The organism is Clostridium sp. JNZ J1-5 (assembly GCF_053901425.1).
This window is the reverse complement of the sequence record NZ_CM132773.1, coordinates 1,045,588-1,057,818: the sequence shown is the minus strand read 5'-3', so window position 1 is coordinate 1,057,818 and position 12,231 is coordinate 1,045,588. Positions and strand designations below refer to the sequence as shown.

Annotated in this window: 11 protein-coding genes and 1 riboswitch; of the genes, 8 read left to right on the top strand and 3 right to left on the bottom strand. The window is 30.1% G+C overall.

Annotated features, from left to right (window positions below; genetic code table 11):
• The first annotated feature begins 396 nt into the window (after nt 1–396).
• Nucleotides 397–933 carry a histidine phosphatase family protein gene (locus ACWW38_RS05095; RefSeq protein WP_456259727.1) on the top strand — a complete coding sequence of 179 codons (537 nt, stop codon included), beginning with the start codon at nt 397–399 and terminating at the stop codon, nt 931–933.
• A 112-nt stretch (nt 934–1,045) separates the two neighbouring features.
• Here ACWW38_RS05095 and ACWW38_RS05090 read toward each other — a convergent pair whose 3' ends face one another.
• The gene (locus ACWW38_RS05090; RefSeq protein ID WP_456259726.1) at nt 1,046–1,798 is read right to left on the bottom strand and encodes a hypothetical protein; all 753 of its coding nucleotides are present in this window, start codon (nt 1,796–1,798) and stop codon (nt 1,046–1,048) included.
• Between the two features lie 196 nt (nt 1,799–1,994).
• Between ACWW38_RS05090 and ACWW38_RS05085 the strand changes: the two genes are divergently transcribed.
• From ACWW38_RS05085 to ACWW38_RS05075, 3 genes are all read left to right on the top strand, one after another.
• Nucleotides 1,995–3,068 (top strand): Fe(3+) ABC transporter substrate-binding protein, encoded by a 1,074-nt coding sequence (locus tag ACWW38_RS05085; protein ID WP_456259725.1) that lies wholly within the window; start codon nt 1,995–1,997, stop codon nt 3,066–3,068.
• 71 nt (nt 3,069–3,139) lie between these two features.
• Nucleotides 3,140–4,783, top strand: a complete 1,644-nt coding sequence (locus ACWW38_RS05080; protein ID WP_456259724.1) for an ABC transporter permease — start codon at nt 3,140–3,142, stop codon at nt 4,781–4,783.
• Complete coding sequence (locus ACWW38_RS05075) at nt 4,783–5,466, top strand: ABC transporter ATP-binding protein (protein WP_456259723.1); 684 nt, start codon at nt 4,783–4,785, stop codon at nt 5,464–5,466. The genes ACWW38_RS05080 and ACWW38_RS05075 overlap by 1 nt, the downstream gene beginning before the upstream one ends.
• Before the next feature lie 96 nt (nt 5,467–5,562).
• Here the strand turns inward: ACWW38_RS05075 and pdaA are convergent, their stop codons facing one another.
• A complete protein-coding gene (pdaA, locus tag ACWW38_RS05070) occupies nt 5,563–6,477 on the bottom strand; it encodes a delta-lactam-biosynthetic de-N-acetylase (protein WP_456259722.1) in 915 nt (304 codons plus the stop codon).
• Between the two features lie 352 nt (nt 6,478–6,829).
• On the opposite strand from pdaA, the gene speD reads away from it, so the two are divergent.
• The 3 genes from speD (at nt 6,830) to msrB (ending at nt 8,867) form a co-directional block, all read left to right on the top strand.
• On the top strand, nt 6,830–7,639 hold the full coding sequence (gene speD / locus ACWW38_RS05065) for an adenosylmethionine decarboxylase (protein ID WP_456259721.1): 810 nt from the start codon (nt 6,830–6,832) through the stop codon (nt 7,637–7,639).
• A 134-nt stretch (nt 7,640–7,773) separates the two neighbouring features.
• Nucleotides 7,774–8,361: a hypothetical protein gene (locus tag ACWW38_RS05060; protein WP_456259720.1), complete on the top strand. Its 588-nt coding sequence runs from the start codon at nt 7,774–7,776 to the stop codon at nt 8,359–8,361.
• A gap of 53 nt (nt 8,362–8,414) precedes the next feature.
• The gene (msrB, locus tag ACWW38_RS05055) at nt 8,415–8,867 is read left to right on the top strand and encodes a peptide-methionine (R)-S-oxide reductase MsrB (protein ID WP_456259719.1); all 453 of its coding nucleotides are present in this window, start codon (nt 8,415–8,417) and stop codon (nt 8,865–8,867) included.
• A 573-nt stretch (nt 8,868–9,440) separates the two neighbouring features.
• Here msrB and ACWW38_RS05050 read toward each other — a convergent pair.
• A complete protein-coding gene (locus ACWW38_RS05050; RefSeq protein WP_456259718.1) occupies nt 9,441–10,268 on the bottom strand; it encodes a cell wall hydrolase in 828 nt (275 codons plus the stop codon).
• A riboswitch (cyclic di-AMP (ydaO/yuaA leader) is annotated at nt 10,269–10,397 on the bottom strand.
• 1,358 nt (nt 10,398–11,755) lie between these two features.
• Between ACWW38_RS05050 and ACWW38_RS05045 the strand changes: the two genes are divergently transcribed.
• A complete protein-coding gene (locus tag ACWW38_RS05045) occupies nt 11,756–12,226 on the top strand; it encodes a DUF1097 domain-containing protein (RefSeq protein WP_456259717.1) in 471 nt (156 codons plus the stop codon).
• Nucleotides 12,227–12,231: the final 5 nt, after the last annotated feature.

Sequence of the window (12,231 nt, the reverse complement as noted above, 5' to 3'; positions counted from 1 at the left end):
TGCGATAGCATGTTGATATTTTTCAAAACTGTTTTTTAATAGTTATACATGCTAGTAAATATTTCTAAGGAGTAAAACTTCTAATAATTATGTTAATAAGCTTCAGTTGGAGTTACAAGTCTCCTCTGAAGTCTAGGATTCTTCTTATATACCTTAATTAATTGTAATCAGGAGGTACTAGCATAAATTCAAAAGGCTACGCCTAAAGCCCTGACACCCTCAGTTTTTAGCACCTTACTCTGTAGCTACCAAGGCTGCCATTTTGTCGTACTATACTTATGCAATGAATAGTATTATTAATTATGCATATTATAGAGATTAGCCAAGCAAAATATAATTTGGATCATCTTAAAGGAAGCAGGGAATAATTAATATACAGGTGAACGGAGAAGAAATATGAAAATAGGACTTGTAAGACATTTTAAAGTAAACTTAAAGAAAAATATTTTTATGACGTCAGAACAATATAATAATTATATGCACAAGTATGATATATCAGATGTAATAAAAAATGAGGTTGTAGTGGATAAGTATTGGGAAAAGTGCTATTGCAGTAGCATGCCAAGAGCCATTACTACGGCAAAAACTATATACCATGGTGAAATTGTAATAACGGATAAACTAGTAGAAATTCCTTCTGCGGCTATGATGAATACTAAAATACCATTACCATATTATTTTTGGGCAATATTAAGTAGAATTGCATGGATAAGAAATCATGCATCTCAACCAGAGATGAGGCGAGAAACATTAGAGAGGATAAACAGTATTCTAGATGTTATTCTTGAGGAAAAGGACAAAGATATTATAATTGTTAGCCATGCAGGAACATTGTATGAGATACAGAGAATTTTACTTAAAAAAGGCTTTAGAGGTGATAGATTTTTAAAAGCTAAAAATGGAAAATTATATGTGTTTGAAAAACAACAATAAATTATATAAATTTATATTAAATGTAAGAAATAGCTAAACAAGAAATAAGTTTTTTCAGTTTAGCTATTTTTTTAATTATACTAAATCATCAATCTCTTAAAACATAGCCTTATTAATCTATATCTTCTACAGCTTCGCTATAAAAATTAATTGTAGAATGAGTCTTATGTTCTTCTTCTAAAAGCTCTAATAAGGTTTCGTGAACCATTCCCATAAGAACAGCTTTTTCCTTTTCTGTTATATCAACAGTGGTAATTATCGTAGTATCAATATTTTTTCCAATGTGAATATGAATCTGGCCTGCATTTTCATTATTTAGATGTAGAGAGTATACTTCGCTATAAGGTGTTCTAATTATTCTATTATATGTCCAATCAAGATCTTCATTATCTGCTGAAGGTTTATTTTCTTTTTCATTTAGGTTTTCCTTGATATCAATTCTAGGCATATTCTGGAGCTCAGATATAATTTCGTCAACATTATAACGTGTTATATCTAGGTCATCTCTTACCATTAAAAATAAATCATCTAAAATATCTTGGAGTTCAGGTATGCTATGAATAAATTTTGTATAATATCCTCCATAGGTATTGATATCTAGCTGTGATTCGCTAACTCCTAAATATATGGTGAAGACAGGAACCTCGTCTTGCTGATGATGAAGCAATAGATTAGGGGTAAAGTAATTTATAAGTTCATAAACAAAAGCTAAAGTTTTTTCTCTAGTAATCTTTGAAATTTTAGGGTAAACAGAAATAGAAAAGGTTGTATCAGAATTACTACTATTTTCGCTAGTATCTTTTTCTGATATTTTTTGAATATCATCAATATAAACTGAAATAACTGGATAGTTTGCTTTTTCCATTGTAGAGTAATCCCTCCTATTACTATATTCCATATTATCATTGACAAATTATATATTATTCATACTAATTAATTGTAAATGAAATAATTACCATGAAGGAATGCTTGACAGCTTTAAATGTATATAATAAAATAATGTTGATAACGGTTATCAATCTCAAATAAAAATAAAAATCGATTAAGGAGGAATTATTCTTATGAATAAAAGAACAATTACAGCAGCACTTATTGCAACTATATTTGGGGCAACTATGCTATTAGCTGCATGTTCAAGCAATAAAACCGCTATTAGCAGTAAAAGTTCAGAACAAGGTGGGGGAAAAGTTGTAAATGTTTATTCAGATAGACACTATGATACGGATAAAAAACTTTATGAACTTTTTACAAAAGAAACAGGTATTAAGGTAAATATAGTAGAAGGAAAATCGGATGAACTTATAGAGAGACTTGAAAGAGAAGGAAAGGATACGCAGGCTGATGCATTAATTACAGCAGATGTTGGAAGGCTTTATAGAGCAAAAAACAAGCAACTTTTACAAGTGGCATCATCAAATGTTTTAGAAAAAAATATACCTGAAAATTTAAGAGATAAAGATAAAGAATGGTATGGGCTTACAGTAAGGGCAAGAGTTTTAGTATATCCTAAGGATAGAATAAATCCTTCTCAATTATCTACATATGAAGACTTAACCAATCCTAAATGGAGAGGAAAGATATTAACAAGACCTTCATCCAGTATATACGATCAATCGCTTTTAGCTTCATTTATAGCTATAAATGGCGAAGAAAAGGCTAAGGAATGGGCTAAAGGAATTGTGGAAAACATGGCAAGAGAGCCTAAGGGAAATGATAGAGATCAAGCTAAAGCTGCAGTAGCAGGAGAAGGAGATATTGCTATAATGAATACTTACTATGTAGGTAAAATGTTAAAATCTTCTGATCCGGAAGAAGTGAAAGTAGCTGAAAAAATAGGAGTATTTTTTCCAAATCAAAGTACAAATGGCACACATATAAATATAAGTGGAGCTGGTGTTACTAAAAATGCTAAAAACAAAGAAAATGCTATTAAATTAATAGAATTTTTATCTGATGTTAAAGCACAAAGTGAATTTGCAGAAGCTAATTTTGAATACCCTGTAAATAAAAATGTACAACCTTCAGAATTATTAAAGTCATGGGGAGAATTTAAAACTCAAGATATTAATTTATCTAAGTTAGGGGAGTTTAATCAAAAAGCAGTAGAAATTCTAAATGAAGTAGGTTGGAAGTAAAAAAGGCAGCCTTTTATGGTTGCTTTTTTTACAACATAAACTTTTCTATTTATACAAAGGATGTGAAGTTATTGTTTAAAATTAAAAAAATAAAAGTTAACATAGATCTTTGGTTTTTATTGAGTTGCCTATTCATAGTATTAATAATTCTTCCAAACATAGATATCGTAGCGCATATATTTACTAAAGGAAATTCAAACTGGTACCATATAAAAAGATACTTATTAAAAGATTATATACTTAATTCTATAAAAATCACGTTAGCAACAGGAATTTTTACTGTAATAATAGGAACCTCATTATCTTGGCTAATTGCAGCTTATGAATTTCCGCTAAGAAAGTTTTTTAAATGGGCTTTAATCTTACCTATGGCAATTCCGCCATATATAGCTGCCTATACTTATAATGGAATATTTAATTATACGGGGATTGTACAAAAGTTTTTCAGATATAATTTAGGAATTAATCTAAATAGTAAATATTTAGATATCATGTCTATTAAGGGGGCAGTATTTATTTTTACTTTTTCCCTTTTTCCATATATTTTTATGATTACAAAGGCTTTTTTAGAAAAACAATCAGCATCATTGATAGAAAATGCAAGGCTTCTCGGAAGAAGTTCACTAGAAATATTTTTTTTAGTGGTAGTTCCGATATCTAGAGGAGCTATAGTTGGAGGAACTGTGTTAGTTGTGTTAGAGGTATTAAATGATTATGGAGTAGTTTCGTATTTTGGAATACCAACTTTTAGTACAGCTATTTTTAAAACATGGTTTTCTATGGGAGATATTAATTCAGCAGTAAAATTATCTTCAATACTTATGTTTATTGTATTTACAATTTTAGTTTTAGAAAAATGGATTAGAGGTAAAAAAAGATATAGCTTCACAAATACTAAATTTAAGCCTATATCTAGAATAAAGCTAAAGGGAGGAAAGGCATTTCTGGCCTCTGCATTTTGCTTTATAATTTTTAGCATTAGCTTTGTTGTACCAACTTTACAATTGTTTAGTTGGAGTCTTCTTACTTATAAAGAAATTTTAAGTTTTAAATTTATTAACATTATATTTAATTCTTTATGGATAGCCCTATTCTCTTCAATAATAATAACTATAATGGCCATTATTATTGCAAATTTTAGCAGAATACACGAAAATTTTATTGGAAAATTATTTTCTAAAATAACTATATTAGGCTATTCTACTCCGGCATCTGTAATTGCAATAGGTGTTATACTGCTTTTTGTAGGAATAGATAGAAAGTTATATGGATTTTATAAAGTAGTTAGTCCGAACTCTCAAAATCTAGTTTTAAGTACAAGCATTTTTATGCTTATTTTTGCTTATATAGTTAGGTTTTTAGCAATATCATATCAATCTATAGAATCAGGTTTTGAAAAGGTTGGGAAAAAGTTTTTTGAAGCTTCTAGAACTCTAGGGAAAGGTACAATAGAGACTTTTTTCAAGGTGGATTTTCCAATGATAAAGCCAGCAATAATAAGCGGAGTGGCTCTTGCCTTTGTAGATATTATAAAAGAATTGCCACTTACTCTAATATTAAGACCTTTTAATTTCAATACTTTAGCTACTAAGGCCTTTGAATATGCAAACGATGAGATGATTCATGAGGCATCCATAGCTTCTTTAATAATTATTATAATAAGTATTTTTTCTATTTACTTATTAAATAAAGTTGGCGATAGGGAGGTACAGTAATGTTAGTTAAAATTAATAATTTGTGTTTTAAATATAAAAATTCTAAGAAAAGTAATATAAGAAACTTTAATTTAGATGTACAAAAAGGTGAAATAGTATCAATACTTGGAGAAAGCGGAAGTGGAAAAAGTACGATTTTAAGGCTGATTGCTGGGTTGGAAATTCCAGAAGATGGACAGATTATTATAGATAATAATTATGTTGTTAGTGAAGAAATTTTTATATTACCTGAAAAAAGAGGAATAGGAATGGTATTTCAGGACTATGCTCTATTTCCTCATATGACTGTTGCTGAAAATGTAATGTTCGGATTAAAAAAAATTAGTAAAAGTGAAAAAGATAAAAGAGTTAAGGAAATGTTAGATCTAGTTAATCTTGAAGGATATGAAAGAAGATATCCTCATGAGTTAAGTGGTGGTCAGCAACAAAGGGTAGCTATAGCACGAGCTGTTGCACCAAGTCCCTCTGTTTTACTTTTAGATGAACCATTTAGCAATTTGGATGCTCATCTACAAAACAAAATAAGAAGTGAGTTAAAAGAAATTATTAATAGAATGGGTATTACATCTATATTTGTTACGCATGATAAAGAGGATGCAAAAAGTCTTGCCGACAAGGTAGTTATATTAAAAGATGGTGAAATCATAAAGTATGGATATACAGAAAAAATATTAGATAGCTAATAGTAGATTAAGGCTGTTTTAAAGATTGTTGAGTTCATTATTATAGGTCATCAACAATCTGTTAAAACACAGCCTAATCTATAAATTTTAGTTGATTTAAGATAAGTTTTTAGGTAGTTCATCTAAGCTTCTAATCTCGTATCCTTGTTTTTTCCATTCTGTAATTACACTATCTAATATATCTGCATTGGTTTTAGAAACAGCGTGAAGCAATATAATAGCACCATTATGAGTCCTATCTAATATACGTTTTTTTGCAAATTCCGGTGAAGGTTGTTTATTTGGTTGCCAATCTGCATAGGCAAAGCTCCAAAATATAGTTTTATAACCATAACTTTTAGTATAGAGAAGGGATTTTTCACTGTATTTTCCCATAGGTGGCCTAAAGTATCTAGGCATTTTTTTCCCTGTAACTTCTTGAAAAGCATCTTCCACCTCAGATAATTCTTTATTAAATTTACTTTGATCTATTATAGATGCCATAGAAGGATGGCGAGCGCTATGGTTACAAACTAAATGGCCTTCATCTACCATTCTTTTAATCAGGTCAGGGTTTGATTTTATATATGGTTTCACAACGAAAAAAGCAGCTTTAACATTATGCTTTTTTAATACATCTAGTATTGGCGCAGTATAACCATTTTCATAACCTTCATCAAAGGTTAAGTATATTGTCTTTTTTGAAATATCTCCTATATAATAACTATCATATTTGGGAACAAAATGAGCAGTTTCCTTTGGAGCTTCTGGAGGTTCTCCGTTTGCAACATGTTTAAAATACCAATTATATTCTTTGGTGCTTACACCAGTTTGTGCTTCGTTTTTGAATACATTTCTCAAGTAATCTAAAATAGAATCTGGTTCGTATTCTACAATATTTGTTTCATATTGAGAGTTGGTTTGAACTGGTTTTCTATTTGTAAAATGTGAATTGTTTATTTTTGTACTACTACTTAATAAAGGATTAACAGCTACCAATGATATTAAAACAGTACTAATAAATTTAAACATATTAAAATAAACACCTCTATTTCCTATGAACTTTTTAGTTAAGAATTTTGATATAAGTATTAAACATCAAATCTAGGGAAAATTAATCAAGTTAAAGATGTACTATAAATATTATGCTCATAATAAGTTGATTAAATAGATGTTAATATTGTGTAGTTTTGGGCTATGGTAGAATTACTTACATTTAAAACATTCAATTAGTAGGTTAAAAAATAGCGCGTTTTTAAATGGTAAATATTTAGTAGTCAGATTTTGAAAAAAATCATAGAAAACTCTTTAATTATAGGGGAAATAATAGTAAAATACATATTAGAAATTTAATATGAAATTATACTAGAAATGGGGAAGGAAATTGGGCAAAACTAATAAAAATAAGCTTAAATTGTATGGTTTCAATAATTTAACAAAGTCATTAAGTTTTAATATTTATGATATTTGTTATACAAAGACCGAAGAAGATAGAAAAAAGTATATTGAGTATATTGATGAACAATATAATTCAGAAAGATTAACAAGAATATTAACAAATGTTACAGAAACTATAGGTGCAAGTGTATTAAATGTTGCTAAGCAGGATTATGATCCGCAAGGTGCAAGTGTAACATTATTAATTTCAGAAGAAGAAGTTCCGCTTTATGTACTTGATCCATCTTGTAATAGGGGAATTTTGACCCCAATTAGAGAAAATATTGTAGGACATTTAGATAAAAGCCATGTAACGGTCCATACTTACCCAGAAAGTCATCCTCAAAATTATATAAGTACTTTTAGGGTTGATATAGATGTTTCAACATGCGGTACAATTTCTCCATTAAAAGCACTAAACTATCTAATAGATAGTTTTGATTCGGATATTATAACTATTGACTATAGAGTAAGGGGATTTACTAGAGATATAGATGGAGAAAAACATTTTATAGACCATAAAATTAATTCAATTCAAAATTATATAGCAGAAGATACAATAAATAGATACAATTTGATAGATATGAATATATATCAATCACATATATTCCATACAAAAATGAAGTTAAAGGATTTAGACTTAAGCAATTATCTATTTGAAATTAAAGAAGAGGACTTATCAGAGGAAGAAAAAGAAGCTATCCTTGACAAATTAAATAAAGAAATGACAGAGATATTCTATGGAATAAATGTTTAGAGATATTCAAAAGTTATTTAATAAAATAAATTAAACCTGTGAAATTAATTATATATTTCACAGGTTTTTCAATACTACAATTACTGGTTTTATTTTAAATATGGTTCACTAAGGATAGGAAATGAGGGGGATTTATGGTTAAAAGAAAAGTAACATTTGAAATAGTTGCAATTATGATGATTAGTTTTAGTGTATTGGGATGCACTAATCAACAAGCAAGGAAAGTGGTAAATAACACAAGTACAAGTATCTCTAATAGTTCTGAACAGGGTAAGACAGAACAAACACAACAAACTGTTCAAACTCCAAGTACAAATGATTTAACCGATAAAAAAGTAGAGGAAGAACATTTTTATGGTCAATGGCAGATTGAAAAGGCCTTAGCATTTGGACCTGTAGGTACATATAGTGATGATAACATAAAAGCCATAATAGGAAAAAAGTTAGTTTTTTCAAAGGAAAGTGCAAGTTGTTTTGGAGAGGAAGTTGATTCTTTAAATAATACAGCAGTTAATCCTATTTACAAAAAATCAGTTATTTCTAAGGATGATTTTGAATCAAGTTATCGTATTACCTTTGATAAATTAGGCATTAAAAGCAATACTATAACAGAAATTGATGCTGCCGATGCAAAAGGAAATGGATGTATTTTTTTTATAAAGGACAATAATACACTAATTCTATATGGTGGTGGTGTTTATCTTGAACTTAATAAAATTTAGTTGTTTTAAGAGTTGGATAAATAGGTACACTAGATATGGAAAGGAGTATGTACATGAATAAAAAGCATTATTCAAAGTTTAATAAAGATGAGCTAAAGAATAGGTTAAATTCTATTCAATACAGCGTAACTCAAGAAAATGCAACAGAAAGACCTTTTGAAAATGAGTTCTGGGAACATAAAGAAGAAGGGATATATGTAGATATAGTTTCAGGAGAACCGCTATTTAGTTCACTAGATAAATTTAACTCAGGATGCGGATGGCCTAGTTTTACAAAACCTCTAGAAAAAGAGCATTTACATGAAAAGCTAGATTTGAGCCATGGCATGATAAGAACTGAAGTTAGAAGTAAGCATGGGGATTCTCATTTAGGTCATGTATTTCCAGATGGACCAAAGGACGAGGGCGGATTAAGATACTGTATAAACAGTGCAGCACTAAAATTTATTTCAAAGGACAAATTAGAAGAAGAAGGATATGGAGAATATTTAAAGGATTTTTATTAAGTTCATTATATAGTAATCCTACAGTTTCAAATATATGTAAGTTGCGAATCAACTTTTTAGTGAATAACTAATAGTTAAAGGTGAATAGTGATGGATATTTTTCTCCGCCTTGCTACGAAAAATTTTAATTATATTTAATTTGTTAAATATAATTGCCCTATAGGTAATTCCTTTAGAAAAGCTAAACATCTGTTCTTCTATAATTAAAAACTTTTCGTAATGCTAATGGAGAAAAGTTGTCCTTAACTATTAACTCTTAACTTAATAATTTATAAGAAAGATGTCACACTTAGTTTAAACAATTTAAGGTACTAAAAGCAAGAAGGCATATAATTCATTAAGAGAATTTTGAGCAAGTTCTAGAAGTTCTTAGTTTGTGAATTTTAAAATTGTCGTAATTCCCACCCAAGACGGGTGGGAGCCAGTCCTGCAGCAGGACGCTGCATAGGACTGGGTAGACAATTTTTAAAGGCACAAACTTAGAACTTCTTAACGCAGCGAAGATTCTCTGTTGAATTATATACCTTCGATTTTTAGCACCTTATTTCTTAGTTCTCAAGGCTGCTATATTTATTAGTAAGCAAATACCATTTTGTCTATTTTAGCTGCAACTGGTTTTGACCAAAGCCATTTATTAGTTGCGCTTGTATCAAAATAGAATAATGCTCCGTTTGTAGGATCTTTTCCATAAAGTGCTTCTAAAGCAGCTTTTCTATCTTCTTCTGATGCTGGTTTATTTATCGCTCCATTTAAAACTGGAGAGAATTGATAATAACCACTAATTCTTTGATATATAACGTCTTTTAGTGTATTAGGGAATTCATTACTTTGAACCCTATTTATAACTACTGCAGCAACACTAACTTTAGCACTGTAAGGCTGATCTTCCGCTTCTGCTCTTACTAATCTTGCAAGAAGATCTAAATCGCTAGAACTGTAAGGAATTACACTCTTTGATGCAGAAGCTTGTGCATTGCTTCCAGAAGGTTGAGCTGATGATGCAGGAGCTTGTACATTGTTTCCAGAAGGCTGAGTTGATGATGCAGAACCACCTGGAATAGTAAGAGTTTGATCAGGATAAATTAAATTATCCCATTTGTTATTAGCTTTTCTTAATGAATCAAGAGAAATACCGTACTTTTTAGCTATTAAATAAAGTGTGTCGCCTTTTTTCACTGTGTAAGTGCTACCTGGAACCTGTAGAGTTTGTCCAACATATATAGTATCTCCAGATAATTTATTATTAGCTTTTAGTGTATCAACTGATGTATTAAAAAGTATGCCTAATCTATAAAGATTATCCTTAGGTACTACTTTATAAGTAGCAGCTGATGCTGGAAAAGCTAATAAAAGTGACATTGACATAGTAGCTAAAAACGTTCCTAATTTTTTATTTATCATTTTTTACCTCCCATTTGCCTCCGAGGTTAGTTGACGGGTTCGGGTTGAGGTCACCCTACTGAAAAATACAGATTCACCCCTAAAAATAAATCCCCCGTACTCCATTTGGAGATTCGGCTTAGTTCTTTTTCGCTTCATGTGTTATTCTAACAAAAGTTTTAGGGTGTATCTATATAAGATTCTAGGTAAACTAGGAAACCTTAGGAAAATAGTTTATTTAATGCCTTTAAAATAATATAAGTAAACTGCTACAAAATAGCGGCATGTAAGATTACTTGGCTAACGCATATATGTATCATTGAGAAACCTTCAGCTCATAAAGTAGTACTAAAGGCTGCTTTATTTAAAAATTCTACCCCGCTCCATCCCACGTCCTGTGGGGGAGCGGGCTGTGCTCGTCCTTGAGCACAATTACGAATTTTTAAAACAGCAGCCTTAAGTACTACTAGCTATTCCTTCAAAGTTTCTTCAATTGATACATATATGCTAGCCAGTAATCTTACATGCCTTAATTAGTTGCAACTAATAATTAATGTAGTAAGTACTAACAGGACTTCAAAAATCAAAATGATAACTTTCTATGGTGTAGCCATACTGTAAAGTTACTTAGGTAAGTATTATTGAGTACAATTTAAAGAATTATTATAAATAAATGCGATAGCATGTTGACATTTATCGAAACTGTTTTTTGTTACAAATCTCCTCTAAAATCTAGGATTCTTCTTATATACCTTAATTAATTGTAATCAGGAGGTACTAGCATAAATTCAACAGGCTACGCCTAAAACCCTGTCACCCTATCGGGTTAAACCGCTATGCGCTTTTTTAATAAGACAATTGATATAATTCTTACACTGATCATTAAATTAACTATAGTATAAATAGTTATTACTATTAAAGTTGTTAATATATGTTTTGTATAAGCAATAGCGGCCTTAATTTACCAACTTTAAGGTACTAAAAGTTAGAAAGTATATAATTCATTAAGAGAATTTTGAGCAAGTTCTAGAAGTTCTTAGTTTGTGAATTTGAAAATTACCGTAATTCCCACCTAGGACGGGTGGGAGCCAGGCCTGCATCAGGACGATGCATAGGACTGGGTAGGGAATTTTTAAAGGCACAAACTTAGAACTTCTTAACGTAGCGAAGATTCTCTGTTGAATTATATACCTTCGATTTTTAGCACCTCACTCTGGTTACCAAAGCCGATATTTTGTCGCACTATACTTATATTATAAGTAATATTCCTTAAAATACCTATTGATAAAAGATAAATAATACATTATATTATTTAATATCCTAACAAGTTAATAGCGTTGAAATCTTTTAAAAGATTTTGGTTTGCCACTGTTACAAGGTAAATACGATTTTTATAATTCGTATGGAACAGGGTGATAACACGAATTGAATTCGTCCCTATATGTACAATTTATCTAAGTATGTATAGGGAATATTTTTTTGATTAGACTAAACTGAGGAGGAATTTTATGAGGAAGATAATTGCTATTGGAATTAGTAGTTGCATTATTGCTGCAATATGGACAATGGTAAGTTTTGCATTAGGTCTTAGTACTATTGCAGGATTCCTGGCTTGGTCTAGCTTTTTTGCAGCAGGAGGTGGAATAAAAGGTCTTAGAATAGGTATTCTTAATAACTTAAGTGGTGTTACTTGGGGAGCTTTAATGAGTAAACTATCTGTAGTATTAATGGCCTATTTTAATGAAACAATTTCTGTAACTGTTTCTAATGGAATCGGTTCCGGAATAATTTGTTTACAATCTAAAATACCTTTAGTTTCATTTATACCTGGTGGCTTTATAGGATGGTCTGCTTACCTAGCTTCTAAAATGAATTTTAGTATAGCTATTATTTCTATGATTTGTGGAGCATTATTAGGATATACTTCTGAAAAATTAACCAATCTGTTTTTAAATATAAATAGAGTTGAAAATGAGTAAATACT

What these genes read in the sequence shown, in the direction of transcription:
- ACWW38_RS05085 (WP_456259725.1), top strand. Translation starts at nt 1,995, where the DNA reads ATGAATAAAAGAACAATTACAGCAGCACTTATTGCAACTATATTTGGG.
- pdaA (WP_456259722.1), bottom strand. Translation starts at nt 6,477, where the DNA reads ATGTTTAAATTTATTAGTACTGTTTTAATATCATTGGTAGCTGTTAAT.
- ACWW38_RS05045 (WP_456259717.1), top strand. Translation starts at nt 11,756, where the DNA reads ATGAGGAAGATAATTGCTATTGGAATTAGTAGTTGCATTATTGCTGCA.
- ACWW38_RS05095 (WP_456259727.1), top strand. Translation starts at nt 397, where the DNA reads ATGAAAATAGGACTTGTAAGACATTTTAAAGTAAACTTAAAGAAAAAT.
- ACWW38_RS05050 (WP_456259718.1), bottom strand. Translation starts at nt 10,268, where the DNA reads ATGATAAATAAAAAATTAGGAACGTTTTTAGCTACTATGTCAATGTCA.
- ACWW38_RS05075 (WP_456259723.1), top strand. Translation starts at nt 4,783, where the DNA reads ATGTTAGTTAAAATTAATAATTTGTGTTTTAAATATAAAAATTCTAAG.
- ACWW38_RS05060 (WP_456259720.1), top strand. Translation starts at nt 7,774, where the DNA reads ATGGTTAAAAGAAAAGTAACATTTGAAATAGTTGCAATTATGATGATT.
- ACWW38_RS05090 (WP_456259726.1), bottom strand. Translation starts at nt 1,798, where the DNA reads ATGGAAAAAGCAAACTATCCAGTTATTTCAGTTTATATTGATGATATT.
- msrB (WP_456259719.1), top strand. Translation starts at nt 8,415, where the DNA reads ATGAATAAAAAGCATTATTCAAAGTTTAATAAAGATGAGCTAAAGAAT.